The organism is Bacillus sp. z60-11, assembly GCF_046464135.1.
GTDB classification, from domain to species: domain Bacteria; phylum Bacillota; class Bacilli; order Bacillales; family Bacillaceae; genus Bacillus; species Bacillus sonorensis_A.
Genome location: NZ_JBIYSN010000006.1, coordinates 243,572 through 269,033, shown reverse-complemented (window position 1 = coordinate 269,033; position 25,462 = coordinate 243,572). Strand labels below are relative to the sequence as shown.

Sequence of the window (25,462 nt, the reverse complement as noted above, 5' to 3'; positions counted from 1 at the left end):
AGGTTTTCGATTCGTCGAAAACCTTTTTTTTATTATGCTGTTCTGTCTCCAATGGATTTGGCAAGCACGCTTTCACATTCCGCAAGGAGGTTCTCAAAAATAGCCTCCCACGATTGGGCAAGAGCGTAGTTTCTTGCTTCCTGTTCCATTCGTTTTTTCAAAGAAGGGTTCCCGAGGACATGCATAATGGCTTCTGTGAAGGCTTCCGGACATTTTGGCTCTGCAAGAAATCCGTTTTTTCCGTTTTGAATAAAATCTTTCAGGCCGCCGGAGTCTGCGCCGATGACAGGTGTACCGCAGGCGAGCGCTTCAAGAGCGGAATTTCCGAAGGTTTCCGTCGGGGAAGGAAACACAAACAGGTCTGAGCTGGCGTAAATGCGGGAGAGCTCTTCTCCTTCCACATAGCCGGCAAACGTCATGTTGGCCGGTGCCTGCTTTTCAAGCTCCTTCTTTAATGGGCCGTCGCCTGCGATCAGCCAGTGAACATCTTTTCTCAATGAAGGGTGTCTTGCGATCTTAAGCAGCGTTTCCAAGTCCTTTTCAGGGGCAAGCCTGCCGACATAGCTCAGGATGTATGTTTCTTTTATGCCATAGCGCTCGCGGACCTGTTCGGATTTGAAAGACGGATGAAACCGCGAGCAGTCCACACCCCGTCTCCAAATTGAAAGGTTTCTGAACCGTTTCGCTTTTAGCTGCATCAGCGTTTCATTGGAGGGAACGAAGATTTTATGAAAAGATTTATGAAACCAGCGCATATACTTCCACAAGAGATTGGAAAACATTTGCAGATCATAATAAGAAAGGTACTGGTCAAAATCGGTGTGATATGATGCGACAGCGGGGATGTTCCATTTTTTTGCGAGCTTCAGCCCCGCAAGGCCGATGTTGAACGGTGTGGCGATATGAATGAGGTCAGGATTGAACGTGCGAAGTTCAGCTTTGATTTGGACGAGATTTGGAAGGGCCATTCTGCATTCGGGGTATAAGAAGAACGGAAGGCTTGTAAACCGCCGGATATCGCTTGAGAAAGGTGTCTCATGCGTGCTTTCCGGCGCAAATACTTTAAACGGGATTCCTTTGCTGTTAAGGTAGTCCGTATACCTTTTTAACGTTTTGGCACAGCCGTTCACATCCGGTGTAAACGTGTCTGTAAAAATCGCAATTTTCATTGTTTCCCTCCTGATGATGATTTCTTAAACAAAAGACGGGTTACATGAGAAAGGATGACAGAATGCCGACAGAGACGCCAAGCAGCATGCCGGCGAGCACATCTGACGGGTAGTGCAAGCCCAGATAAATTCTCGAAAGACCGACACTGATGGCAAGAGGAATTAATAAAAGTGCAAGTATCGGAAAGAATACGATTATCGGTGTTATAACAGAAAATATGGCTGTCGTGTGTCCGGATGGAAAGGAATGATCCTTCAGCGGATCTTTCAAAACCTGTGCTTGTTTCAGCGTCATATACGGACGTTTTCGCGGGTAGAGCTTTTTGATGAGCACGACCTGCAGATGGCTGATTAACAGCGCAAGTGCGCTCGCGGTTCCGGCTTGACGTATGCTTCCTGATCCGAAAACGATGAGCGACAGGGAAGCGAGAATGGTGCATAAAGCTCCTCCTAAATGGGTTGAGGAACGAAAAAAGCGATTTAATGCTTTTTGTTCGAACAAGCTGTTCATGCCGAGAAAAATCCGGCATTCAAAGTTGTACATGCCAAGCATCAGTTTATTCAGCATCATAACCCCCTTAGATGAATGGTTGCTTCTCATTTATTGTAAAAAACAAATGTTTAGCACATAATAAGAAATTGTAAAGATTGCCGTGGCGAAAAAAAAAAGCCGCAGATCGCGGCCGGAAGGGTTTTTGCTTAATTTATCCCTAAAAAAATGGTAAAGTTGTAGCAAAGCTAATCTTTCTGTTGCAGGGATTTGTAGTATTGTCCTTTTTCAACATACTCGTTGCGAATTCTTTCCATATCCTGCTGATCGCTTTCGGTTAACGGGCGAATGACTTTTGCGGGTCTGCCAAATGCAAGGTGAAACGGCGGAATCTTCTTTCCCGGCGGGACAAGGCTGCCCGCGCCGATAAAGGCGCCTTCCCCGATCTCGGCTTCGTCCAGAATAATCGAACCCATTCCGATAAGGGCATGCTTTCGTATAACGGCGCTGTGCAATGTGACCTGATGGCCGACTGTCACACCATCCTCGATCAAAAGGGGGCGGTTTGGACTTTGATGCAGGCACGAAAGGTCTTGAATATTTACGCCTTTTCCAATCCGGACCGGTGCGACATCGCCGCGGATAACAGCGGAGAACCAGACGCTTGATTGCTCTCCGATGGTGACGTCACCGGTGATGCACGCATTGTCGGCGATAAAGGCCGTTTCATGAATAGCGGGTTCGGTGTTTTGATAAGGGTAGATCATCAGTTTCATCCTTTCTTTCAAGTGTTTTTAAAAACTAGCGTGAGGTGGCCAGCATGTGGTGCATGGAAGCGGAAAGACCTGTTGCCTCGATTGTCATTGTTCACGGTGCTTGTGAGCATTCTGGCCGGTATAAATGGTTATCCGAGATGTGGCGTTCATCCGGATACAATGTCGTCATGGGCGATCTCCCCGGCCAGGGAACATCGACGAGGGATAGAGGACATATACGCACATTTCAAGAATATATTGATGAAGTAGACAAGTGGATAGATCGGGCGAAAGCCTTTCAGGTGCCGGTACTCCTTCTCGGGCACAGTATGGGCGGTCTGATTGCGATCGAGTGGTTTAAACAGCGCCAAAGCGATGTTGCCGGTCTCATTTTATCATCCCCTTGTCTCGGGCTGCAATTGAAGCCGAACAAATTTCTCGATGTGATATCAAAAGGGCTTAATGTTGTGGCTCCTTCCCTCAGATTTGAATCCGGGATAACGCCTGATAAAGCAACGAGAAATAAAGAAGTCATCGAAGTGGATATCAATGATTCATTATATATCACAAAAGTTTCCGTCAGATGGTATCAGGAGATATTAAAAGCGATTCAAAGCGCGATGGAGCCGACCGACGCCTTTCTCAATATCCCTTTGCTTGTCATGCAGGGGGGGACTGACTGGCTCGTCGACAAAAAAATGGTGCTCAAATGGTTTGACCAGCTCGCTTCCCGCAACAAGACATACAGGGAGTGGGAGGGCTTGTATCATGAAATCTTTAATGAGCCTGAACGGGAGGACGTTTTTAAAGCGGCCAAAGCGTTTGCTGAACAACATATCACATAATGGAGGTGCATTCTTTGTCAGTACCGGAACATCCATTTGGATTAATGGCGAAAGTTTACAGAGAGGTTTTTCCGCTCGTCCATCAGGAATTGGACAAATGGCGGGCCAAAGCTGAACATATTCAAAATCCAGAGCTGAAATTGCAGGCGCTGGCCAGCATCAGAGACAAAACCTTTCACTGTGAAGGGGGCGGCATTATGGCGCTTCTTTCAGGCAGACAAATCAGCAAGTCCATTCGGTTTATTACCGCCTATCAAACGATAAGCGACTATCTGGACAATTTATGCGACCGCAGCACCTCTCTTGATCCGGATGACTTTACAATGCTCCATCAGTCGATGAAAGACGCATTGACGGTCGGAGCCGAACTGAAGAACTATTATCGGTTTCGAGAAGACCAGGATGACGGCGGCTATCTGCACGATCTGGTCAAAACGTGCCAGGATGTGCTGATTGAGATTGAAAATTATGATGTCATCAAAGATCATCTCCTCGAACTTTGCAGCTATTACTGTGATCTGCAAGTCCATAAGCACGTGGTTGAGCATGAACGCGTTCCGCGGCTTGAAGCATGGTTTAACAATTATAAATCCGCTTTGCCTGAAATGGAGTGGTACGAGTTTTCGGCATGTGCAGGCTCAACGCTCGGCATCTTTTGCCTAGTCTCTTATTCGGTCCATTCCGATTTTACAAAAGCGATGGCGGGAAAAATACGCGACAGTTATTTTCCATACATACAAGGGCTGCACATCCTTCTCGATTATTTAATTGATCAAGAGGAGGATTTAATCGGCGGGGATTTGAACTTTTGCACATATTATCCGTCACATTCAGAGATGATGGAGAGGCTTGAACATTTCATCCAAATGGCCGATGAGCATCTGCGCGGTATTCCGCATGAAAACTTCCACCGCTTGATCAACAGAGGTCTTTTAGGTGTTTATTTGTCAGATGACAAAGTCGCGGGGCAAAAGGAGATCGGCCGGCTGGCGAAAAGGCTGATCAAAGCGAGCGGCAAAACATCCTTTTTCTTCTATATCAATGGCAGGGCCTATCGTAAAATTCAAAAAATGCCCTGGATTAAAAGCTCCTAGATGCGGCAATATAAAAACAAACAGAAAGCCCAAATCATTGGTTGATTTGAGCTTTTTTTTCAATCGCGATAATAAACGGCGGATCATTTCGCTGATTTAAATATTGATAACAGAGGACGCGGGCCGCATCCTGGTCAATGGAGGCGCAAAAATCAAGGAGATCGCTTTTTTCCCGCTTTCCTTCCGGATGGCCGTGATACACGACCAAAACGATCAGCCCGCCTTCTTGTAAAACCTCTAAAAGCTGTCTGATGCTTGAGATGGTTGATTCGCTTTTCGTTGTGACCGATTTGTCTCCGCCCGGCAGATAGCCGAGATTAAAGACGGCAGCCGCCACCCGGCCAAAAGCCTCGGACGGGAGTGCGGAGATCAACTCATCATGGCTTTTTTGAAACAATGTGACCCTTTTCCCGTATGTTTGACCAAGCCTTTCAGCGGTCTTCTCCAACGCGGATTCCTGGATGTCAAAAGCATAAACATGTCCGCTTTCGCCGACAAGTTCAGCCAGAAAATAAGTATCATGACCGTTTCCCATCGTCGCGTCAATGACGATATCTCCTTCTCCGGCTGCTGATTTCAGCAGCTCTTTTGAGTATGGCAAAATGTTCTTCAGCGTCATGACATCGCTTCCTCTTTCGTTTTGTTAAACCGTTTTCCCTGGTAGCTTCCGCGCTTTTCGAGTTCACCGTTGATGGCGTTCAATACCTCCCACTTGTTGACGCTCCACATCGGTCCGACCATTAATTCAATCGGTCCGTCGCCTGTGATTCTGTGGATGATCATCTCCGGAGGCAGAATTTCCAGCTGGTCGCAGACAAGCTGGACGTATTCATCTTGGGAAAGAAACGTCAATTTGCCTTTTTCATATTGCTTCACCATCGGGGTTCCTTTTAAAAGGTGCAGCAGATGAATTTTAATGCCTTGTACATCAAGGTTTGCCACCGCTTGAGCCGTTTCCATCATCATAGCGTAGTCTTCCTGCGGAAGGCCGTTAATAATATGTGAGCAGACGCGTATTCCGTGTTTTCTCAGTTTGTTGACGCCATCGACATAGCATTGGAAATCATGGGCGCGGTTGATCAAGTCTGCCGTCCGTTCATGAACGGTTTGCAGCCCGAGCTCCACCCAAAGGTATGTCCGTTCATTCAGCTCTGCAAGATATTCGACGACATCATCCGGCAGGCAATCCGGCCGTGTGGCGATCGAAAGGCCGACTACACCGTCGAGGCCAAGCACGGTTTCGTATTTTTCACGAAGAACGTCGACTGGGGCATGCGTGTTCGTAAACGCCTGAAAATAGGCCATATATTTGCCGTCTTTCCATTTTTTGTGCGTTCTGTCCCGTATTTGATGAAATTGGGTGATGAGGTCATCAGCCCGGTTTCCCGCAAAGTCGCCGCTGCCTGCAGCACTGCAAAATGTGCATCCGCCATGTGCGACCGTGCCGTCCCTGTTCGGACAGTCGAACCCGCCGTCAAGGGCTATCTTAAAGACTTTATGTCCGAAATGCTTCCTTAAATGATAATTCCATGTATGGTATCGTTTTTCACTGTTCGTGTATGGAAAAGGGTTGTTCTGATGCAAATCTAAAGAACCTCCTTAGAATAAATGGCACATCCTAAAATTGTAGCAAATAAATACGAATTGAACAAATCCCCATCATTTTCTTTATTGAATAAAGGCTGAAGTGGTCAAACTAATCACGATGGATTTTTCCATTAAGGAGGGGTTTTCTTTGGCAACAAGACAATCCGTCGGAGAACACATCCAAAGAAGCGAAGACGCTTATGAATATGCGTTATCTCAATTTGAAACTGCAAGCAGGCAGGAACATTACAATGAGATAGAATACAGCGAAGCGCAGCAGAAGCTTGAAGATGCCGTAAATGATTTAAATAAGCTTTCATTGTTTTCCAATGAACAGCAAAGGGAAGAGATTTACCGCAAAAGACTTCAGCTGCAAACCCTTCAAAACAATATGATCCTGCAAAGGTCATTCGAAAGGCCCCATTAATTGGGGTCTTTTTTTTGGGAAAAATTGTTGACAAATCTTTTGTGTGTCATTATTGTATTAAGTGTACTACTTATATGAATACACTTAGTTCACTGCCAAGGGGGAATCACAAGAATTTATTTAGATTGACAGCATTTATTCAAATCATTGATGAAATAAAGAAAAAGGGGGAAATCAATCGTGAACTCCAACGAAGTATTGGTTAAGACAAAAGGATTGACAAAACAGTTTGGTGAGCAGGTTTCAGTCGATCACCTTAATTTGGAAATTGAAAGAGGCCAAATATTTGGATTTCTGGGCCCGAACGGCGCGGGCAAAACGACGACGATCAGGATGCTGCTCGGTTTAATGAAGCCGACGGAAGGAGAGGTCCGCCTCTTTGGAAAATCCTTTGCAAAGGATAGGTTAGCTATTTTAAGCAAGGTCGGGGCCCTGGTGGAATCCCCTTCCTACTATGGAAATTTGACAGGGTACGAAAATCTGAAGCTGTCCAGCAAAATTTTAGGCGTATCAGATCAACGCATTCAGGAAGTGCTGGACATTGTCCGCCTTAAGGAAGCGGCCAATAAGCAGGTGAAGCAGTATTCACTCGGAATGAAGCAGCGCTTGGGAATCGGCTTGGCTTTGCTCGGTTCTCCAGAATTGCTGATCCTTGATGAACCGACGAACGGTCTTGATCCGAGCGGGATTCATGAGATTCGTCAGCTGATCAAAAGGATGCCGGAGGATTTTGGCATTACCGTCATTATCTCCAGTCATAACCTGGCGGAAATTGAAATGGTCGCGACCCATGTCGGCATTATTCAGACGGGGAAATTAAAGTTTCACGGAAAATTAGCCAAACTTCAAGATGAGAATAAGCCCGTTTTAGAAATTAAAGTAAATGATCCGAAAAAGGCGAAAGAACTTCTCAGCGAACAACAAATAAAAGCTGACTTAAGACATGATGTGTTATGCATTCCGGATTTTGAAGACGATCCGGCTGATCTTAACAGCCTGCTGGTTCAAAATGGCTTGAAAGTTTCCCATCTGTTTGTGAAAGTGCGGACGCTGGAGGAGATCTTCCTTGAATTAACCGGAGGAAAGGGGGCGCTGTAAGTGTTTTGGACCATAATGAGAGCAGAATTGATGAAGCTGAAACAAAGCCGAATTGCTTTTCCGGTCATCCTGGCTCCTTTGCTGATTGTATTGCTCCAACTCGCCAACTTTTTTGTGCGCTACGATAGCGTCGTCAAACCGGGGGCTGATCCTTGGACGATTTTTATTGCACAGCATTTATCGATGTGGGCATTATTGATTTTGCCTATTCTTGTCGCTATTCTGTCCGGAATGGTCGTTTCAATCGAAAACACAAACAACAGCTGGAAGTATATGTTTTCTCTTCCGTTTAAACGGGGATATTTATATTTTGTCAAAGTGGCGCTTGTTCTCTTTTTTATTATCATCAGCTCGGTGATCTTAGGAATCGGAATGATTGCGAGCGCCATGCTGTTGAATTTATCCGGCGCTGTGCCGGTTGATGATCTGGTCAAAACGATCGGTGCTGCGCTTTTGGGAACATTTGCAGTCCTTGCAGTCCAATTTTGGCTCAGCATCAGATTTAAAAATTCCGGAATTCCTCTTGGTGTAGCCATTTGTGCCACAGTAGCAGCTATCTTTTTCGTCCAGTCTACATTTACACATTGGCTTCCATGGGTTTATCCGTATTTGACACTGCCGATCACCTTGAATGAAGGAACAAATGTGATGTGGTATATCTGTCAGTCCCTGATTGTCGGCATCATTTGCTTATGGGCGGGATGCCGCGAGTTTGTCCGCAGGGATGTATAGAAAGGGGGACATGATAATTATGAAGTTTACGCATGTTATGCAGATGGAGCTGTTAAAACTTAAACGTTCATACGTATGGCTGCTGATGATCATTGCACCTTTGATCATGGTTATCTTCGGTGCTTTCAACTTTGTACGCTATAAAGAAGTCTTTTTGCAGGGGGATGCAGTCCCTTGGGATAAACTGCTCGGACAGGTCGTCGTCTTTTACGCGATGCTGCTGCTTCCTTTATCAATTGCTGTAATGGCTGTTTGGCTCGCACGAATTGAACATTCCGAAAACAATTGGAAACACTTGTTTGTTCTTCCGATTAAATACGTTCATATTTATGTTGCCAAAACAATTGTCCATATTTTATTGGTCGGTATATCGATGCTGTTTTTTTTCGCAGGAATGGTTGTTGCCGGAAAAATTGTTGATATCGGGACGATCCCTTATCATTCGCTGGCAATCAGTGTTTTGTTGTGCTGGATAACGTGTTTGCCGATTTTGGCTGTGCAAATGCTGCTCAGCATTCGATTTCACAGTCTTGGAGTTCCGGTCGGTGTTGGCCTGGCAGCATCGATTGCAGGTATGGTCATTTCAAACAGCTCTTATGGAAAGTATTATCTGTGGTCGCTTCCTTCTTTGACACTCAATCCCGGAACTGGAGGAAATGAGCTTCCCGGGTACTCTTACTTTTTAAGCATTTCGCTTATCTCATTTCTTATTATATTTGTGATCGGGTTTGCCATGTTTAGACGACGTGATGTTCAGTAGCTCTGGAGAAGGATCGTTCAGATCCTTCCAGAGCGATCCTTTCATAAAAGAATCGGCAGCCGCGCGTTCGGTTTAACGATTAAAATTTGATTAGAAGGATTGTGTTAATAGTGGATATTTTAAAGGTGAAAAATCTTTCAAAAGTATACAATGGTAAGGTTCCTTATCAGGCATTGTCCAATATTGGCCTGACGGTTAAGGAAGGTGAATTTGTCGGAATCATGGGTCCTTCCGGAAGCGGAAAAACGACATTTTTAAATGTGATTTCGACTATTGATACGCCTGATTCCGGTGATGTTTTGATCAATGGAGAAAACGTCCGCAACCTCAGCAAAAAGAAATTGGCGCTATTCCGCCGGAGAGAATTGGGATTTGTATTTCAAGACTTTAATCTTTTGAAAACGTTGACTGTCATCGAGAACATTGTGCTGCCCCTCACGCTTGAGGGAACGGATGTGAAAGAAATGGAAGAACGTGCGGTCGCGATCGCGAAAAAACTCGGGATTGGGCATATTTTAAACAAACGCACGTACGAAATATCGGGCGGACAATCGCAAAGAACAGCGATCGCCCGTGCCATTATCCATCAACCGAAATTAATTTTAGCAGATGAGCCCACGGGGAATTTAGACTCTAAATCGGCAAAAGACGTGCTGGAAATTTTAAAAAAGATCAACAGGGAGAACCGCGTGACCATGATGATGGTGACGCATGATCCATTGGCGGCCAGTTATTGCGACCGCATCATTTTTATTAAAGACGGTACGCTGTATAACGAAATTTATAAAGAAGAGGATCAACAAGCGTTTTTTAATCGAATTTTGACGGTTTTATCGGCTATAGGAGGAAATAAAGATGAGCTTTCGCCAACTGGTGTTCAATAATGTGTTGCGCAATAAACGCCTTTATGCCGGCTATTTTCTAAGCAGCGCTTTCTCTGTCATGCTCTTTTTCGTTTATTCGATGCTCGCCTTTCATCCAAATCTCAACTTGGAAAAAAGCGGAACGCTGGGTTCGGGAGCACAGACAGGAATGTATTTTGCCCAGTTTATCATCTATGTATTTACATTTTTTTTTATATTGTATTCAATGGGCATTTTATTAAAAACACGCAAAAAAGAATTTGGAATTATGAGCATGTTTGGCATGACGAATATGCAATTAAAGTTTCTTGTGTTTTTGGAAAACCTGCTGATTGGATTTGCTTCGACCATTTCCGGGATTGCGGCCGGACTTGTTCTCTCGCAGGGAATTTTAGCTCTCGGTTCCAAGCTGCTGGACATTGATTATTCCCTCGGGTTTTATTGGCCTCTCAAGGCCATAGGGGTTACATTTTTTTCGTTCATGGCTCTATTTTTGTTTATTTCTTTTTTCACAGCCGCGATTTTAAAAAACAGTTCCATTATTTCATTGTTGAAAGGAACCGCCAAGCCAAAGCCCGACCCGGCAGTTTCCCCATTTTTGACTGTTTTGGCCGTTGTGCTGCTGATCGGCGGATATACGGCTGCATTGCTTGTAAGGGGAATCATGGTTCTAGCTGCAATGATTCCTGTAACGATAGCTGTGATTATTGCCACTTATTTATTGTTTTCACAACTCAGTGTGTTCCTCATCAAATTATCAAAGAAGAAAAAACAATTTTATTGGAAAAAAACAAATTTGATCACGCTCTCTGATCTGGCTTACCGGTTGAGGGATAATGCCCGGATGTTCTTTATTGTAACGATCGTTTCAACGGTAGCGTGCACCGCAATCGGAACACTTGTTGGATTAAGGTCATTATTGCTGCAAATGGAAGAAGATAAACCCGAGGCTGCCATTCAATATGAATCACCAGCGGGCGGCTCTCATCAGCAAAACGATATTCAAATGATCGAACGTTTACTGAACAAAGAAAAGATACATTATGAAAAAACGATCATGAGTATAAAAAACGAAACCGATGTTAGCACTTCAAATAAGCTGACCATATTAAAGGCTTCCGACTATAATAAAGTGATCGAAAGCCATAAACAATCCATCGATCTTGCCGGAAGCCAAGCCGTTTTTCTTTTCAACAAAGGGATGAGCGCGGCTAAAAAAAGTGAATGGACGCTCGAAGAAAGTCAAAAAAAGATTCATGTCATTCAATCTCAAGCCGTTCCAGCGCCTCTTTTGAAATTCACCGGCTATAACGGGGCCCTGATTGTATCTGATGATCTATACGCGCAGCTGGGAAATGGCGAGAATGAAAGAAAAGTTTATGCATATGATATCGCGGACTGGAAGCAGACTGAAAAGGTTTCAAAGGAGATTCAGCATAAACTGGAAAGTTCCTTAAAGGATGACGCTTATCATTTTCAGGCAAAAGCGCTGTACTTTAACGAAATAAAACAGCAAATGGGGCATGTTTTGTTTGCTGGTCTATTCATTGGGGCCGTGTTTTTTGCTGCTGCGGGGAGCTTTTTATACTTTAGAATATATACTGATTTTGAAAATGACCGGGCTCAGCTGCAGGCAATCGAAAAATTAGGTTTAACCGAACAAGAGATGTCAAACATCATAACGACGCAGCTTATGTTGCTGTTTTTTGTTCCGATTGGCGTGGCGCTGACTCATGGGGCCGTTGCACTTACTGCACTGGAGCATGTTTTTGAAGCGGCAGGTGTTTCACTCATCAAAGAATCAGCATTCGTGCTTGGTGCATTTCTTCTCATTCAATGCATGTATTTCTTGTTTATTCGCTTTCAGTATTTGAAACAATTGAAAAACGCCATTTATCATGATGGCGGCGTATCGAAATAAAAAAAAGATGGACTTCTGATGGGAGTCTATCTTTTTTTATTTTACATTCAGGTTAAAAAAGCGTCAAAAAGTGTAAATATTCCATCTTGTTGTTTTTATATAAGTTTAGTCGGGTTTTAAAAAATTTTTTAAATTCCACTTTATATAAATATAATAAAAAACTTTTTATGAAAAAGGTTGTGCTCTTTTCGGAATATTGAATAAACCGTTTTCTTTCATATGAGTATGCGAAATAGATTCAAATATACCGAAATAACCCCTAATAAATGGGTTTAATTATACTAGAAAATTACTAAATTAAAAGGGTGTTGCAAGTCTTGAATTATTTTGAAAAATCCCTTTGACATCATCCTCTCTTTTCATATAATAGGAAATACAGGTAATAATCCCAATTGAAAGGAGGTGAAAAGATGGAAGAATTGAAGAACACAGTCGTCACTTTGTCTGATGAAGAATTGAAGGAAGCAGCAGGAGCTGCAGGCTGCGGCTGGGCATGCACAATCACTGACGATTGCCCTAACAGCGTGTTTGTTTGCTGCTAAGTACAAACTCGTGTAAACAAGTTCTTCTTTACCAATTTTTTGAGAGAAATGCTCTAAAATTAAAAAGAGGTGAATAAAATGGAAGAATTGAAGAATACGGTTGTTACTCTATCTGATGAAGAATTGAAAGAAGCAGCAGGAGCTGCAGGCTGCGGCTGGGCATGCACAATCACTGACGATTGTCCTAACAGCGTGTTTGTCTGCTGCTAATAAAATATTATACATTCTATATCTATGCCAGCAGCTGCAAAGTATTCAACAGGCAGCATCGTTGAGCATGGATTAAATTGAAGGTTTTCCAAACGCTATATATATTTTATTTTCAACAATGGAAACCTTTTATAGAGGGCAAGGGAGAATTCGTTCACCCTTGTCTTCTATTGTCATTACGGATGATGTAAAAGACAGGGAGGTAAGGCAAATGTCAAATCGCTTGTCTACAGTAGATCAGACAGCAGCATGGAATCGGGGTCTTTATTTGCATGAAAGGGCAATTGAGAATGACGCAGATACTAAGATCGATGAAGAAATAGAACTGGAAAAATGGTGCAAACAGACTGGTTTACCTTTGCGTTTGATGGAACATCGTCTGCAAAATGACGGACTTGATAAGCGTTCTTTCCAATTGCTGCTGGCCGCCAAACATTCTCCGGCCGCCCGCCAAAAGGCCGAGTGGATGGATGAGCTGGATGACATATTTTTTAACGAGCATTTGCCGATCAATTGCAAGGTGGACCTGGAAGATGACGAGTTGAAAAGTCATATGTTCATCAGTTTTGTTAGGCCATTTCTGGATTGGCTGAACACCGGCATAGCCGATACATACCGGATTTGGAAGATAAAATACGGACGGGTATGTGCGGAAGAATCCGTCATCAGGCGGAGCATCCTCAGCGCTGTATGCAAAAACTTATTGGCTCTGGCAGAACGCGTCCTTGTCTATGAATTGAATCTTGCCCGGATGGAAGGACGTCTGAAAGGAGACACCCCGGAAAAGCGTTTTGAATATTTCATTGCTGAATACGCTGAAAAAAAGGAAAGCATTTCTCAATTATTATCTAAATATCCTCTGCTGGCCCGCATCATGGTTGAAACGGCAATGAGGAGAAAGAATGCCATTTGTGAAGGAATTGAACGTTTATTTGCTGATTATGATTCTATTCAGCATTCTTTTTCAGGAGACTTCTCTCATCTAACACACCTTAATACAGGGAGCGGTGATTTGCATCGGAATGGGCGCAGCGTGATGATTTTTGAGTTTGCCTCAGGCAGCCGCCTGGTGTATAAGCCTCGTTCACTTGGCGTCGATCTTCATTTCAATCAGCTGCTATTCTGGCTGAATGAAAAAGGCGCTACTCCATCTTTTCAACCTTTACATACAATGGACTGCACTAGCTACGGCTGGCAGGAATTTGCTGAAGCAAGAGAGTGCGAAACTCTTGAGCAAGTAAGCCATTTTTATCAGCGGCTCGGGGGCTGTATAGCGGTACTACATATGCTGTATGCGACTGACATGCACATGGAAAACATGATCGCTTCAGGAGAATTTCCGCAATTTATCGACTTGGAATCCTTATTCCAAAACATCCAGCCGACGGATGAGGACGAATTTACCGCCTTGCAGAGAACTTCCGAAGAACTGTCACAGTCCGTATTAAGAACCGGCATCTTGCCTGCCTCCTTATTTAAGTCGGGATCATTCCGTTCCATTGAACTGAGCGGAATCGGCGGACATGGCGGACAAAGACTGCCGAGGGGAAAATATAAGTACGAAAATATCAGAACAGACAAAATGCGGCTTGTAAAAGGAAGCGGATTTTCAAAAGGGGCGAAAAATCGGCCGAGCCATAATGGGAACGAGATTTCGCCGGAGGATTATATCGATGATATCGCTGCCGGATTTGAACGAGTTTACTTAATATTTATGCGGCATCGGGAAGAACTGCTTTCTTCAGAGGGGCCTGTCAAGGCTTTTCAACATGATACAGTCCGTTCGATTTTTCGGCATACACAGTCCTATTCTACTATGCTGGAAGCCGGTTTACATCCTGATTATCTTCGAAACGGACTTGACAGAGTTCGGCTATTTGATTACTTATGGCGGATAGTGGACACAAATGATAAATTTTTGGAACTTATACCTTCAGAAACACGGGATTTGCTGCAGGGGGACATCCCTTACTTCTATTCGAAAATTAATTCTTTGTCTGCTTGGGACAGCGACGGCAAGGAGATTCAGAACTTTTATCATATTACGGTATTAGAGCGAGTATTGACTAGGATCAAGATGTTCAGCAGAGAGGACTGTTCCAAACAGATTAGGTATATCCGCACCTCGATGGCCACGATGCTGAAGCGCTGGGACCTTAAGCAATACCGAAACGATTTTTCTAACGTGAAAATTGGACATCAGCATCCGCCTGAGGAATTTGTCAAGCAGGCCATGATGATCGGTGATCGGTTATTGGAAGCAGCTTATTGGGGCGACAAAAAAGAAGATGTCAGCTGGATCGGTATCGGCGCTTCCCTTAATGACCGGTGGCTGTTTACGCCTTTGGATGCCACCTTATATGACGGCGTGCTTGGCGTCGCGTTGTTTTATGCGTATTTGGCGGAAATTTCCGAGGATCGGCGTTATGCAGAAGTAGCTGAAGCCGCGGTAAAATCAGCCGAAGACTTTCTTCACCGGTATAATGGTCTCGGTTCTCTCTCCGCTTTTCACGGGTATGCTTCCATTGCCTATGTGTACAGCCATCTGTGGGCATTATGGAAGGAAGAGAAATATATCCGGAAAGCGGCGGATGCCATCGGAGAGTGTGAAAAGTGGATCGAAAAAGATCAAATGTTTGATCTGATCGGCGGATCGGCGGGAACACTCCTAGTGGCATTGCGTCTTTACCATTTGACAAAGTCAGACAAGCTTCTGCAGGTTGCCGTTCAATGCGGCGAACACCTGCTTGCAAATGCAGCTGAGCAAAAGGCAGGGTGCGGCTGGACATCGCCAGTTGACAAAAGCAGGGCGCTGATCGGCTTGTCTCACGGCACTGCAGGGATCGCTTGGGCATTGGCGGAACTGTACACCGCCACAAAAGATACGCGTTTTCTCGAATGCAGCAAACAGGCCATTTCCTATGAGCGAACAATGTTTATACCTGAAGAGGGAAATTGGGCGGATCTTCGCTACCGGGAAGAACGCAAGAATCTAGGCATTACAAATCCGGTTCAATGGTGCCATGGCGCGGCTGGAATAGCACTGGGACGGCTTATGACAATGCAGCACTGGCGGGACGATAAAATGAAGGAAGAACTTGAAACGGCAATCCAGACGACGCTCCGTGAAGGGTTTGGCGGAAGTCATTGCCAATGTCACGGTGACTTCGGCAATTTGGAAGTTTTGTTATTGGCTTCAGATGTTTTAAAAGATGAAAAGCTGAAGAAAAATGCCATGCAAATCGGAAGTGCAATCGTAGAAGAAGCGATGGATAAGGGATGGTGCTGCGGAATACCTCAAAATGAGGAAACCCCGAGCTTAATGCTGGGGCTGTCAGGGATCGGATACGGCTTATTGCGTCTTGCAGCTCCTGAGAAGGTGCCGCCTGTCGTCGTACTCGGAACTCCATTGAGGAGGGAATGATGAAACGTTTGCGTATACCTTTCATAGAACAGATGGAGCAGTCAGAATGCGGGCTATGCTGTCTTGCCATGGTATTATCCTCCTACAAATGTCAATACACATTGACGGAATTAAGGGATATGTTAGGCGGAGGCCGAGACGGGATCAATTTATTGACGATAAAAAAAATGGCTGAAACATTGGGATTAAAAGCAGAAGGAAAGCGCGTGCAGCCCGAGCATCTTGATAAGCTTGAAACTCCTGCTGTTTTGCATTGGGAGGGCAATCATTTTGTCGTACTGGAGAAAGTAAAGGGCAAAAAAGCTCACATTTTAGACCCTGCTGTCGGGCGTCGAATCCTTCCAATGAAAGATATGGAAAACCATTTGACCGGAATGTGCTTAACGATGAAGCCTTCCGAACATTTGAAACGCCGCAAAGTAAAGGGAATATGGCGCGAATACCTTCGCTTTTTATGGCAAGAGCCTTGGCTTGTAAGCTTTATTATTGCCTGCTCCCTATGGGTGCAAGTATTGGCCATTGCAACTCCGATGTTCGTACAGTTTGTGGTTGATCAGGTGATTACCCCAGGCGAAGAAGCAAATTATATGAACGTACTAGGGATTGCCATCATCTTGCTGGTCGTTATTCAGTTTATCTTTACATTGTTCAGGTCAAGAACCCTTGTATGGCTGCAAACACGGCTTGATTGGAATTTAATGAGCCGGTTCTTTAACCGTTTGCTGCAGCTTCCGTTTCATTTTTTTCAAATGCGGTCCAGCGGCGATTTAATTTTGCGGGCAAACAGCAACATGATTGTCCGGGAAATTTTATCGACCCGCACAGTCACAATGTTTCTTGATGGCGGCCTTGTGTTCCTATTTCTTTTCTATATGTTTAGCAAATCGGCACATTTAACGATGTACGTTCTGGCAATCGGAATTTTACAGGTTGGTTTGCTCATGATCAGCCAGCGTTATACGAAGATGTATGCCCAAGAAGAGATACTGCGCCAAACGCGCGCTTCGAGCTATTTGGCGGAAATATTGAGAGGGATATTGGTCGTGAAGGCTGAAGGTGTAGAGCCCGGTGTATACGGCCATTGGTCCGGTCTGTTTCAAGAGCAGATGAAAGCAGCCCGCAAAAGAGGCTTCTTTACGGCTTACGTAGACAGCATGCTGCAAACGCTGCGCTACGCAGCACCACTTCTTGTCCTGTGGGTTGCAACTCAGGAAGTCATCGCCCAGAAAATGACGCTCGGTTCAATGTTTGCATTCTATACATTGTCAGTAAGCTTCTTAATGCCGCTTACCAATATTGTCACAACTGCAAATCAGATGATTTTCATGGGAACTTATTTCAGGCGCATCATGGACATTCTTGATGCCACACCGGAACAAAATGAAGAGCAGGCGATCAGTCCTCCGCAAATAAAAGGCGATATAGAGCTTCAAAATGTGGGATTTCGGTATCATCAATACAGTCCCCAGGTGATTCATAATGTTTCGGTCAAGATTCAGCCCGGTCAATTTGTGGCCATCGTCGGTTCAACCGGATCGGGTAAAAGCACGTTGGCATCTTTGTTATTGGGACTTTACCAGCCGACACAAGGAAAGATTTTATTTGACGGCCAGGACATCAGCGGACTCCACAAATCTCAGCTGCGACAGCAAATCGGGGTGGTTACGCAGCAAATCCATCTATTCAATCGGTCTGTTTTTCAAAACATTGCCTTCCATAATCAAAACTTGTCGGAAAAAGAAGTGATACGTGCGGCTCAGATGGCGGAAATTCATGAAGACATCATGAATCTTCCAATGAAGTACGAAACACTGCTATCAGAGGAAGGCACGAATATTTCAGGAGGGCAGCGTCAGCGTCTTGCTTTAGCAAGAGCATTGGCGCACAATCCAAGGATTTTGCTGCTGGATGAAGCGAGCAGCTCTTTGGATACGAAAACGGAGCAAAAAATTCATGATAACCTTGATGAATTGGATTGTACGCGAATCGTCATCGCCCATCGTTTAAGCACGGTTGTTCGCGCAGACTTAATTCTTGTTGTTGAAAAGGGGCAAATTGTTGAACAAGGTACGCATTTTGAATTGATGGAACTCAATGGGCATTATGCTAACTTGCAGAAAAGCCAAATCAAGAAAACTGCGGAGGTTATCTCATGAAAAAATATTTAAAGTGGGGTATGTTGATCGTGATGTTGGGGATTGCTGTCCTGGGTATTTGGGTGGTGACCAATCCCAAGGCTGCGATTGAGACATTTGTCGATATGGGCGGATTAAAGGAAGGAGCCGAACTTCCGTTGGTAAAAGGAGAAGAAGTAGATGGCAAACCGGTTTCCTTAACAGAGTATAAGGGTAAGAAATTTGTGGTGATGATCGGCCGGATCGATTGTGAAGTTTGTCAGCAGACATATCCTCTTTTAGAAAAATTAAAGACCGAGTATCCGGATACAAAGCTGATACTGATCGGCCAAGGGGATAAAGGCAAATATGCCGAAGTCAAAAAGGAGCATCAATTTCAATTTCCTATTATGTCGGCGAATGCTCAAATCCGTAAACAACTGAATTTTAAAATTTTCCCTGTGTTTTATTTGGTCAATGAACAAGGTACCATTGAAGAGAGATTGAATGGTTTGGATGAAGACCAGCTAAATGGCATGCTAAGGAAGGCCGGTGAAAATGCTTAATCACATACGTTTGTTGTTGCTGCAGATCATTGCAATTTTAGGGGTGCTTGTTTCTCTCTATCTCTACCTCACGCATTTATCAAGCAGTACTTTTTGTCCGCTGGGGGATTGTGCAGCAGTCAATAACAGCAAATATGCCCAAATCGGCGGAATCCCAATGTCAGTCCTTGGATTTTTTTATTACATGTGCCTATTCGCGGTCTCTATGTTTAGCGGAAGAAAACTTTTTTCTTTGTTGATGAAAGCGATGCTGCTATTCGGTCTGCTATTCTCTATCTATTTAACGTATCTTGAAATTTTTGTTATAAACGCCATTTGTTTTTGGTGTGTGATTTCTTTCATTTTAATTCTTACAGGAAATGCAATCGTGTTTTGGACTAAGAAAAAAGATGGCAAACGGAGCTTTTTCCATGTGTAAACCGTTTGCAGCATGATGATATTCTGACGGACAGTGTCCCTTGAGGGGGGGCGCTGTCTTTTTTTACCCTCAACTTTCCTGATGGTAAAACCATCCTTTATTGTCGTTATTATATAGAAATACTTGCTGAACATTGCGAATTCCGTATTGGATAGTATTTTTAACCTAATTTTTAAACGCGAATTTAAGAAAATATGTTGACAATCTGCAAACATGTCATTAATGTATTAAGTGTATTATGTTTTATAATACACCAATACAGTCTCTTCATCTAAAAGGAGAGTTTCAAAATGAATAAAATAAAATTGATGATGAAACGTTTGATCAGTGATGGAAAATATATGAGTTTGATTGTCTCGGTAGCTATTGCCTGCTCATTCCTGCTTATGTTTACGGTGTTCAGTTTTGCCATCCAGAAAAAGATGGAGCAAGAATTCCTGACGAGCGATTCCATCGAGTATATCCACACACAAATCAAGCCGAAAATAGAGTGATCTCGTAAGAACGGAGCGGCGGACCCGCGAGTTCAGGGATACATAGCGTCTTCAATTCTAGTAGCATCATGTGCTGTAAACAAAAGATCAGCTGCCTTCGAGCGGCTTATAAAGAAATTTGGACTCCTGATGTAAGTTCTTAATAAGGATGGAGCTGGTGTACGATGAAGAAAATTGAAATTGGACAGAAAGAAGGGAGATAGATGATTCAAATCGATCCGAGAAGCTCGACACCGATCTATGAACAGATCATTCAGCAGATGAAAGAGCTTTGTTTAAAAGGGATTATGAAACCAGGAGATAAGCTTCCTTCTGTCCGAGAGCTTGCAACCATTATCATTGCAAATCCAAACACGGTTAGCAAAGCCTACAAAGAGCTTGAACGCGAAGGAATTATCGAAACTTTGCGGGGAAGAGGGACATACATTTCAGAAAATGCGAAAATCACGCTTGATGAAGGGAAGATTACGATGATGAAAGAGCAGTTAAAGCAGCTGATCATCGATGCCCATTATGCAGGAGTTGATATCAAAAAGCTGCAGGAATGGATGGCGGAAATCAGCGAAGAAGTGAAAGGAGGCCAGACGAATGATTGAGGTAAAGAATGTTTCTAAAACGATAGATGGAAAACAAGTGCTCAAGGATATTTCTTTTAAGCTTGAAGAAGGGGAGATTTTCGGACTGCTCGGCAGAAACGGGTCCGGGAAAACGACGCTCCTTCGGCTCATTCAGCAAATCCTGCTTCCTGATCAGGGGGAGATCTTATTTGACGGCATCAAAATTAAAGACCACCCGTTGGTGAAGCGCAATATCGTTTATATGCCGGTCCAGAACCCTTATTTTGAGAAGTATAACTACAAGCAGCTCGTTGCGATTTTACGCAATGTTTATCCCGATTTTGATGTTACATATGCCAATGAATTAATGAACCGTTACGGCATATCCGACTCAAAAAAATACCGGGAGCTGTCAACGGGTATGAAAAAACAGCTGTCACTCATTCTTTCGTTTGCCATCCGCCCGGCCGTCATTTTGCTTGATGAACCGACAGACGGAATTGATGCAGTGACAAGACACGACGTTCTTCAGCTGATGGTCGATGAAGTCGCTGAGAATAATACGGCTATCCTGATCACATCACACAGGCTTGAAGATATCGAGCGGATGTGCAGCCGAATCGGATTTCTCGAAGACAATACATTGTCAAATGTCATGGATCTTGACGATCTGAAAGGCGACTTTATCAAAATTCAGATGGCTTTTGAAGAAGAAGATGTCGATTTGAAAATCAGAGAGAGGGAAATTCCTGTTTTAGATCATGCGGGCGTGTTTTATACAGTCCTCATCCCGAAAGAAGATGACGTAAAAAAGCAGTTTCTTAAAAGTTTGTCTCCTAAGGTGTGGAACGAGCTTCCAGTCAGCCTTGAGGAAGTATTCATCGCGAAGTTTGGAGGGAAGCGAAGATGGTAGACCGAGGGCTGTTTTATAAGGAATGGAAACAGCATCAAGCCGTATTGCTTGTGATTTTCTTGCTTTTCTTTTTAAGCACTCCTATTTCAATCATAAGCGAATATTTTACTTATCAGGGATGTTTGAGTGATCATTTTTATCCTAAAGATTGCCGATTTTATCTAGATTATCAAACCGGCGGTTCACTTCAATTTTTCTGGGCGCCGGCTGTGCTGTTGGCGATAGTCCAAGTGGGGCTTGAGCGAAGCAAAGGGCTGCTGGATTTTACGTTAAGCCTGCCGTATTCACGAGGCCAGGTGTTTAACACGAAATTTTGGATGGGAAGCTCTATTATCGTAGGCGCCCAGCTGCTGGGCTACATGTTGTCAAAGCTTTTGATCATGCTATTAAATCCCGGAAGCGTCGAATTTTTCGATCACTTTATGGTCGGCTCGATGATCATCAGCTTTATGGCGTATGCTCTGGTGATGGCGGCAGGAGCATTAACGGGAAATATATTTGCCCAGTTGTTAACATCTTTTTCCGTAACGATTTTGCCCGTTTTACTTGTGGTGCTCCCTGCTATCAATCTCGGCATCATCATAGGAAGTGATCATTTTTGGGGAAGATATCCAATTGTGGATTCTCCGATTTTTCAGTATTTAATCCCGATTATATACGTAAATCCTTCGTGGGTCATGGATTCGAAATATATTTTACTGATTCCGGCTGCAATGGGAGTTCTATTTTATCTTATCGGGTATGTCAGCTTTATTAAACATCCATGCGAACGAAACGGGAGCTTTTTCTTATGGAAGAAGCTTGATCGGCCGATTCAAATCTTGGTTATTATTCTAGGTGTTCTCGCCTTTGGATATATGGGCTATTCCGCCGGCGATTCCATTATCGGATATCTGCTCGGCATGATCCTGGGCGCTGTCATCGGCTTTTTAATCAGCTATTTTGCCATTTATAAAAAGACAAAATTGTTATAAAGGAGAGGGAAAATGATTGACATTCAGCACATTCACCACTCATTCAAAATCGGAAAAAAAGGCAGAGAAAGCGAAATTAAGGTATTGAAGGATGTCTCGCTCACGGTCCAAAAAGGAGAAATCGCCTGCATCGTTGGGCGAAGCGGTTCGGGAAAATCGACGCTTTTAAACTTAATCTCCGGCTATATTGCGCCGACAAAGGGACAGATCGCGATCGGCGGGACGGATGTAACGGGCTTCAATGAAAAAGAGTGGGCGGAGTTCCGCCTCGCACATTTCGGCTTTATCTTTCAAAGCTTTCAGCTCATTCCGAGTCTGACGACATTTGACAACATTGAGCTGCCCCTTACGTTAAAAGGTGTCCGCCCGGCGGAGCGCAAACAAAGGGTGACCGAAATGCTGCACCGCGTCGGCCTTGAAAATCATGCCGGCCATTATCCGAACGAGCTTTCAGGAGGGCAGCAGCAGCGCGTCAGCATCGCCCGCGCGCTGATCTTAAATCCGTCCATCATTTTGGCGGATGAGCCGACGGGAAGCCTGGACACGGAAACAGAAGAGGAAATCCTTGGATTTATCAAGCAGCTGAATCGGGAGCGGGGCATTACCTTTGTGATCATCACCCATGATGACGAAGTGGCATCGATCGCCGATACGAAATTTCATTTAGCAGACGGTGTGCTGGAGAAGGGAGTGGAGCCTGTTGAAGTTTAAGGATCAGCTGACATTCATCAGAAGAAATATGAAGAAAAACCGTCTCCGCGTGTTTATGACGATCCTTGCGACGACTGTGGCCTGCGCGTTTTTAATCGTGCTTTCCTCCGTCGGATTTGGCCTGCAAAAATCGCTGACCGAGCAGCTGATGAAGGAGCAGGTTGTGACGAAAATCGATATTGTCGGTCAAGAGGGGCAGAGTGACAAGCCCGTACAAAAGAAAGATTTAAATGAGTTTGCAGACCGCGATGATGTGGCGGCCATCATTGAGCGTGCACAAGTGAATGTACCTGTTGAAGCCAAATTAGGCGACAGGACCAATCAGCAAATTCCGTATGTTACGATAACCGATATGGCAGCGGAGCAAAAGGCCAATATTGACCTGGACCGCGGACGGGTTGCGAAATCCCCGAATGAAATTGTTGTCGGCTATCATTTTGGAGAGACATTCTGGACGAAAAAAGAAGCCGAAGAATATGAAAAGCAGATGAGCAGCAATGCGGAAGATATAAAAGAGCCAAAAGGCTATCAACAAGATATTCTCGGCAAAACGATTGAATTAAAGGTCTCGCAAATCGATGAGAAAACAGGGGAAGAAGGCAAAGAAAAAACGTACGATTTTAAAGTTGTCGGAGTGACGAAGAAGCCTTCATATGATTGGGCAAGCGATACGAATGTGTATATCAGCGATGAAATGGCAAAACAATTCAGCGACTTTTTGAAAACGGACAAAGCCGACGGTGTCATTCAAAAAACGCTGTCAGTCTTTGCCGACAGCTTTGAACATGTTGGACAGCTGACAAGCGATTTGGAAGACAAAGGGTTCTACGTTGATTCAGTGACGAAAAAGCTTGACAGTATCAATGTGTTTTTCATGGCTTTTAAAATCGGCCTGATTTTCGTCGGCGTCATTGCCGTACTGATTTCCGCGATCGGCATTTTCAACACGATGACGATGGCGGTCACAGAGCGCACACAGGAAATCGGCATTATGAAGGCGATCGGCGCGAGCCCGAATGTGATACGCAAAATGTTTTTGATGGAAAGCGCCTATATCGGCATCATCGGATCGGTTTTCGGTGTGGTCATTTCTTACGGCGTCAGCTTTTTAGTGAACAAAATGATTCCGCCGCTTCTGACATCCATGACTCAAGGCGGAGGGGAAGAGTTCAACATTACATTTTCTTATATTCCGTTGAGCCTTGTCATCATCGCCACCGCCATCAGCGCAGGCGTCGCGATCCTTTCCGGCCTCAATCCGGCCGTCAAAGCGACTAGAACGAATGTGCTGACGGCATTAAGAAGAGAATTATAGAATGAAAGCCGGCACGCAATGCCGGCTTTTTTAACGTTTAGGCGGCCTGTATCCAGCCGCCTGGGCTTCTTTTTCTGAACAGAACCATTGGACGACGTTTTTCGTGCGGTTGTAGTATGTACTTCCCGGTGTATGGTAAATGTGGTTGACGCTTCCCTTGATTTTGCACTCTTGATTGCTTTGTGCGGTATTTTCCGAAGAACTGTCGTTGTTGTTTGACGGAGGGGCGGCGGAAGCGCTCTTTTCTTTTAGCTCCGGTTTTTCCTCCCCGCTTTTGATTTCAGCTTTTGCGAGTTTTTCAGTCAATGATTTTTTTTCTTTTGTCAGCTTGTCTTTTTCTTTGGCGAGTTTTTCGTTTTCTTTTTTCAGCGCTTTATTCTCTGTTTGAGTGGCTGTTAGCTTTTCTTGTGCTTGTTTGATCTGCTGTTTTAATGTCTTTTGTTCTTTTTGTAAATTTGACTTTTCAGAGGTTAATTCTTTCACTTCCGCCGTCAAATCTTCAGATTTTTTTGCGGCGGAATATGTTTGCTGATCTGTAAATGGCGCAGTGATGAACATCAGAAGAAGCCCGCCGATAAAACAAGGATAGAAGATTTTTCTTGAAAGCCTTTTGTCTTCTTTGGAAAAGAACTTTCGAATAAAGACAAATAGCAAATAGCCGATGGAAAACATAATAGATAAAAATCCAATCCCCATTAAAGATTCCATTTTTCCTCTCCTTTCTGTTTTGATAATCATATTTTAACTTATTATGAAAAAAATGTTTAACTAGATATTTCTGTAACCTGCATAAAATGAATGGCAAAATAGCCGATAGAAAAAAGGAAAGCTGAGACCTGATGAACAATGAGGGATCGGAGCAGCCAAGATGTAGGATGTTTAAAGGAAAGCGGAAAAAACTCTTGCAGAGTGCGGAAGAGTTTTTTTGATTAGGAGGGGATCAAAGTGATCACGATGACGGGTGCGCTGGGATTGGCGGTCATCATGACGCTCTTCGTCTCATGGGCAAACGGGACGGACAGCGGCAGCCGAAAGATTATCAGCGTGGACGAGATCGAACAGTATTTTCATTTTCAACCCCGTAAAAAAGCAACGGCGGCTGTTTTTTCGGAGTCACTAAGTGCAGAAAATCGTTATATCGATTTGTTTCAAAATGGGATTTTGGCAGAACTTCAATCGAAAGAAACAGGCAAAAAGCCCGGCGGAGCGGCTGAAGCGAAAGAGCCGGATCATCCGTTAGCAGGATGCGGTAAACGTCCCGAGGCAAAACAGTTTGTTGACGCATGGAACAAAGAGGGCGGCGGGCCTGAGAAGATGCAATTACATCATGCTCCTGGACCTGAAAAAAGCGCTCATCAGCGGTTTGTAGCGGAAAAACAGAAATGATCCTTTTGCTGAATATTAAAAGCCCCTTTTCAAAGGGGTTTTTTAAATGAGGAAAACAGAATTCTCTTCAATTGAAAAAAACAAGGAGAACGAATAG

27 protein-coding genes are annotated in these 25,462 nt (G+C 44.1%); 21 read left to right on the top strand and 6 right to left on the bottom strand.

Translation table 11 applies throughout. The features are described 5' to 3' along the window. Positions 1 to 32 precede the first annotated feature (32 nt). From ACINLD_RS17675 to ACINLD_RS17665, 3 genes are all read right to left on the bottom strand, one after another. Positions 33 to 1,169, bottom strand: a complete 1,137-nt coding sequence (locus ACINLD_RS17675; RefSeq protein WP_409444462.1) for a glycosyltransferase family 4 protein — start codon at positions 1,167 to 1,169, stop codon at positions 33 to 35. A gap of 40 nt (positions 1,170 to 1,209) precedes the next feature. Further along, positions 1,210 to 1,737, bottom strand: coding sequence for a phosphatase PAP2 family protein (locus ACINLD_RS17670; protein WP_409444463.1), 528 nt, complete (start codon positions 1,735 to 1,737; stop codon positions 1,210 to 1,212). A 170-nt stretch (positions 1,738 to 1,907) separates the two neighbouring features. Beyond that, positions 1,908 to 2,426: a gamma carbonic anhydrase family protein gene (locus ACINLD_RS17665; RefSeq protein WP_026588366.1), complete on the bottom strand. Its 519-nt coding sequence runs from the start codon at positions 2,424 to 2,426 to the stop codon at positions 1,908 to 1,910. A 53-nt stretch (positions 2,427 to 2,479) separates the two neighbouring features. On the opposite strand from ACINLD_RS17665, the gene ACINLD_RS17660 reads away from it, so the two are divergent. Together ACINLD_RS17660 and ACINLD_RS17655 are read left to right on the top strand one after the other, a co-directional pair. Next, positions 2,480 to 3,259 carry an alpha/beta hydrolase gene (locus ACINLD_RS17660; RefSeq protein ID WP_026588365.1) on the top strand — a complete coding sequence of 260 codons (780 nt, stop codon included), beginning with the start codon at positions 2,480 to 2,482 and terminating at the stop codon, positions 3,257 to 3,259. 14 nt (positions 3,260 to 3,273) lie between these two features. Beyond that, a complete protein-coding gene (locus ACINLD_RS17655) occupies positions 3,274 to 4,353 on the top strand; it encodes a tetraprenyl-beta-curcumene synthase family protein (protein ID WP_077736173.1) in 1,080 nt (359 codons plus the stop codon). A 34-nt stretch (positions 4,354 to 4,387) separates the two neighbouring features. On the opposite strand, the gene ACINLD_RS17650 is transcribed toward ACINLD_RS17655, so the two are convergent. Further along, entirely contained in the window at positions 4,388 to 4,972 is a 585-nt protein-coding gene (locus ACINLD_RS17650) for a tRNA (mnm(5)s(2)U34)-methyltransferase (RefSeq protein WP_026588363.1), read from the bottom strand. Beyond that, positions 4,969 to 5,937: a TIGR01212 family radical SAM protein gene (locus ACINLD_RS17645; protein WP_077736174.1), complete on the bottom strand. Its 969-nt coding sequence runs from the start codon at positions 5,935 to 5,937 to the stop codon at positions 4,969 to 4,971. The genes ACINLD_RS17650 and ACINLD_RS17645 overlap by 4 nt, the downstream gene beginning before the upstream one ends. Before the next feature lie 151 nt (positions 5,938 to 6,088). Between ACINLD_RS17645 and ACINLD_RS17640 the strand changes: the two genes are divergently transcribed. The 18 genes from ACINLD_RS17640 (at position 6,089) to ACINLD_RS17555 (ending at position 23,979) form a co-directional block, all read left to right on the top strand. After that, entirely contained in the window at positions 6,089 to 6,367 is a 279-nt protein-coding gene (locus tag ACINLD_RS17640; protein WP_026588361.1) for a YtzC family protein, read from the top strand. Between the two features lie 180 nt (positions 6,368 to 6,547). Further along, the gene (locus ACINLD_RS17635; RefSeq protein ID WP_035428250.1) at positions 6,548 to 7,465 is read left to right on the top strand and encodes an ABC transporter ATP-binding protein; all 918 of its coding nucleotides are present in this window, start codon (positions 6,548 to 6,550) and stop codon (positions 7,463 to 7,465) included. Beyond that, complete coding sequence (locus tag ACINLD_RS17630) at positions 7,466 to 8,197, top strand: ABC transporter permease (RefSeq protein ID WP_026588359.1); 732 nt, start codon at positions 7,466 to 7,468, stop codon at positions 8,195 to 8,197. It abuts the gene before it with no gap. A gap of 19 nt (positions 8,198 to 8,216) precedes the next feature. Beyond that, positions 8,217 to 8,957, top strand: coding sequence for an ABC transporter permease (locus ACINLD_RS17625; protein ID WP_026588358.1), 741 nt, complete (start codon positions 8,217 to 8,219; stop codon positions 8,955 to 8,957). A gap of 110 nt (positions 8,958 to 9,067) precedes the next feature. Continuing rightward, positions 9,068 to 9,841, top strand: a complete 774-nt coding sequence (locus ACINLD_RS17620; protein ID WP_409444464.1) for an ABC transporter ATP-binding protein — start codon at positions 9,068 to 9,070, stop codon at positions 9,839 to 9,841. Next, a complete protein-coding gene (locus tag ACINLD_RS17615; protein WP_277691541.1) occupies positions 9,813 to 11,741 on the top strand; it encodes an ABC transporter permease in 1,929 nt (642 codons plus the stop codon). The genes ACINLD_RS17620 and ACINLD_RS17615 overlap by 29 nt, the downstream gene beginning before the upstream one ends. 410 nt (positions 11,742 to 12,151) lie before the next feature. Continuing rightward, complete coding sequence (locus ACINLD_RS17610) at positions 12,152 to 12,283, top strand: type A2 lanthipeptide (RefSeq protein WP_035428248.1); 132 nt, start codon at positions 12,152 to 12,154, stop codon at positions 12,281 to 12,283. A 78-nt stretch (positions 12,284 to 12,361) separates the two neighbouring features. Then, on the top strand, positions 12,362 to 12,493 hold the full coding sequence (locus ACINLD_RS17605) for a type A2 lanthipeptide (RefSeq protein ID WP_035428248.1): 132 nt from the start codon (positions 12,362 to 12,364) through the stop codon (positions 12,491 to 12,493). A 211-nt stretch (positions 12,494 to 12,704) separates the two neighbouring features. Further along, on the top strand, positions 12,705 to 15,917 hold the full coding sequence (locus tag ACINLD_RS17600) for a type 2 lanthipeptide synthetase LanM family protein (RefSeq protein ID WP_409444465.1): 3,213 nt from the start codon (positions 12,705 to 12,707) through the stop codon (positions 15,915 to 15,917). Further along, a complete protein-coding gene (locus ACINLD_RS17595) occupies positions 15,917 to 18,073 on the top strand; it encodes a peptidase domain-containing ABC transporter (RefSeq protein WP_026588354.1) in 2,157 nt (718 codons plus the stop codon). The genes ACINLD_RS17600 and ACINLD_RS17595 overlap by 1 nt, the downstream gene beginning before the upstream one ends. Further along, complete coding sequence (locus tag ACINLD_RS17590; RefSeq protein ID WP_026588353.1) at positions 18,070 to 18,597, top strand: TlpA family protein disulfide reductase; 528 nt, start codon at positions 18,070 to 18,072, stop codon at positions 18,595 to 18,597. The genes ACINLD_RS17595 and ACINLD_RS17590 overlap by 4 nt, the downstream gene beginning before the upstream one ends. After that, positions 18,590 to 19,015 (top strand): vitamin K epoxide reductase family protein, encoded by a 426-nt coding sequence (locus ACINLD_RS17585; protein WP_051290395.1) that lies wholly within the window; start codon positions 18,590 to 18,592, stop codon positions 19,013 to 19,015. Before ACINLD_RS17590 ends, ACINLD_RS17585 begins: the two co-directional genes overlap by 8 nt. Before the next feature lie 290 nt (positions 19,016 to 19,305). Beyond that, on the top strand, positions 19,306 to 19,509 hold the full coding sequence (locus ACINLD_RS17580; protein WP_409444466.1) for a hypothetical protein: 204 nt from the start codon (positions 19,306 to 19,308) through the stop codon (positions 19,507 to 19,509). A gap of 203 nt (positions 19,510 to 19,712) precedes the next feature. Beyond that, positions 19,713 to 20,105: a GntR family transcriptional regulator gene (locus ACINLD_RS17575; protein ID WP_026588351.1), complete on the top strand. Its 393-nt coding sequence runs from the start codon at positions 19,713 to 19,715 to the stop codon at positions 20,103 to 20,105. Further along, positions 20,098 to 20,979, top strand: a complete 882-nt coding sequence (locus ACINLD_RS17570) for an ABC transporter ATP-binding protein (RefSeq protein ID WP_026588350.1) — start codon at positions 20,098 to 20,100, stop codon at positions 20,977 to 20,979. The genes ACINLD_RS17575 and ACINLD_RS17570 overlap by 8 nt, the downstream gene beginning before the upstream one ends. Beyond that, the gene (locus ACINLD_RS17565) at positions 20,973 to 21,953 is read left to right on the top strand and encodes an ABC transporter permease (protein ID WP_026588349.1); all 981 of its coding nucleotides are present in this window, start codon (positions 20,973 to 20,975) and stop codon (positions 21,951 to 21,953) included. The genes ACINLD_RS17570 and ACINLD_RS17565 overlap by 7 nt, the downstream gene beginning before the upstream one ends. A gap of 12 nt (positions 21,954 to 21,965) precedes the next feature. After that, on the top strand, positions 21,966 to 22,664 hold the full coding sequence (locus tag ACINLD_RS17560; RefSeq protein ID WP_026588348.1) for an ABC transporter ATP-binding protein: 699 nt from the start codon (positions 21,966 to 21,968) through the stop codon (positions 22,662 to 22,664). Continuing rightward, positions 22,654 to 23,979: an ABC transporter permease gene (locus ACINLD_RS17555; RefSeq protein WP_026588341.1), complete on the top strand. Its 1,326-nt coding sequence runs from the start codon at positions 22,654 to 22,656 to the stop codon at positions 23,977 to 23,979. The genes ACINLD_RS17560 and ACINLD_RS17555 overlap by 11 nt, the downstream gene beginning before the upstream one ends. A 30-nt stretch (positions 23,980 to 24,009) precedes the next feature. Here ACINLD_RS17555 and ACINLD_RS17550 read toward each other — a convergent pair whose 3' ends face one another. After that, positions 24,010 to 24,687, bottom strand: a complete 678-nt coding sequence (locus ACINLD_RS17550) for a hypothetical protein (RefSeq protein ID WP_409444467.1) — start codon at positions 24,685 to 24,687, stop codon at positions 24,010 to 24,012. Positions 24,688 to 24,924: 237 nt separating this feature from the next. On the opposite strand from ACINLD_RS17550, the gene ACINLD_RS17545 reads away from it, so the two are divergent. Further along, the gene (locus tag ACINLD_RS17545) at positions 24,925 to 25,365 is read left to right on the top strand and encodes a hypothetical protein (RefSeq protein ID WP_409444468.1); all 441 of its coding nucleotides are present in this window, start codon (positions 24,925 to 24,927) and stop codon (positions 25,363 to 25,365) included. The last annotated feature ends 97 nt before the right edge of the window (positions 25,366 to 25,462 follow it).

What these genes read in the sequence shown, in the direction of transcription:
- ACINLD_RS17675 (WP_409444462.1), bottom strand. Translation starts at nt 1,169, where the DNA reads ATGAAAATTGCGATTTTTACAGACACGTTTACACCGGATGTGAACGGC.
- ACINLD_RS17670 (WP_409444463.1), bottom strand. Translation starts at nt 1,737, where the DNA reads ATGCTGAATAAACTGATGCTTGGCATGTACAACTTTGAATGCCGGATT.
- ACINLD_RS17665 (WP_026588366.1), bottom strand. Translation starts at nt 2,426, where the DNA reads ATGATCTACCCTTATCAAAACACCGAACCCGCTATTCATGAAACGGCC.
- ACINLD_RS17660 (WP_026588365.1), top strand. Translation starts at nt 2,480, where the DNA reads ATGTGGTGCATGGAAGCGGAAAGACCTGTTGCCTCGATTGTCATTGTT.
- ACINLD_RS17650 (WP_026588363.1), bottom strand. Translation starts at nt 4,972, where the DNA reads ATGACGCTGAAGAACATTTTGCCATACTCAAAAGAGCTGCTGAAATCA.
- ACINLD_RS17625 (WP_026588358.1), top strand. Translation starts at nt 8,217, where the DNA reads ATGAAGTTTACGCATGTTATGCAGATGGAGCTGTTAAAACTTAAACGT.
- ACINLD_RS17615 (WP_277691541.1), top strand. Translation starts at nt 9,813, where the DNA reads ATGAGCTTTCGCCAACTGGTGTTCAATAATGTGTTGCGCAATAAACGC.
- ACINLD_RS17610 (WP_035428248.1), top strand. Translation starts at nt 12,152, where the DNA reads ATGGAAGAATTGAAGAACACAGTCGTCACTTTGTCTGATGAAGAATTG.
- ACINLD_RS17605 (WP_035428248.1), top strand. Translation starts at nt 12,362, where the DNA reads ATGGAAGAATTGAAGAATACGGTTGTTACTCTATCTGATGAAGAATTG.
- ACINLD_RS17600 (WP_409444465.1), top strand. Translation starts at nt 12,705, where the DNA reads ATGTCAAATCGCTTGTCTACAGTAGATCAGACAGCAGCATGGAATCGG.
- ACINLD_RS17595 (WP_026588354.1), top strand. Translation starts at nt 15,917, where the DNA reads ATGAAACGTTTGCGTATACCTTTCATAGAACAGATGGAGCAGTCAGAA.
- ACINLD_RS17590 (WP_026588353.1), top strand. Translation starts at nt 18,070, where the DNA reads ATGAAAAAATATTTAAAGTGGGGTATGTTGATCGTGATGTTGGGGATT.
- ACINLD_RS17585 (WP_051290395.1), top strand. Translation starts at nt 18,590, where the DNA reads ATGCTTAATCACATACGTTTGTTGTTGCTGCAGATCATTGCAATTTTA.
- ACINLD_RS17580 (WP_409444466.1), top strand. Translation starts at nt 19,306, where the DNA reads ATGAATAAAATAAAATTGATGATGAAACGTTTGATCAGTGATGGAAAA.
- ACINLD_RS17575 (WP_026588351.1), top strand. Translation starts at nt 19,713, where the DNA reads ATGATTCAAATCGATCCGAGAAGCTCGACACCGATCTATGAACAGATC.
- ACINLD_RS17570 (WP_026588350.1), top strand. Translation starts at nt 20,098, where the DNA reads ATGATTGAGGTAAAGAATGTTTCTAAAACGATAGATGGAAAACAAGTG.
- ACINLD_RS17565 (WP_026588349.1), top strand. Translation starts at nt 20,973, where the DNA reads ATGGTAGACCGAGGGCTGTTTTATAAGGAATGGAAACAGCATCAAGCC.
- ACINLD_RS17560 (WP_026588348.1), top strand. Translation starts at nt 21,966, where the DNA reads ATGATTGACATTCAGCACATTCACCACTCATTCAAAATCGGAAAAAAA.
- ACINLD_RS17550 (WP_409444467.1), bottom strand. Translation starts at nt 24,687, where the DNA reads ATGGAATCTTTAATGGGGATTGGATTTTTATCTATTATGTTTTCCATC.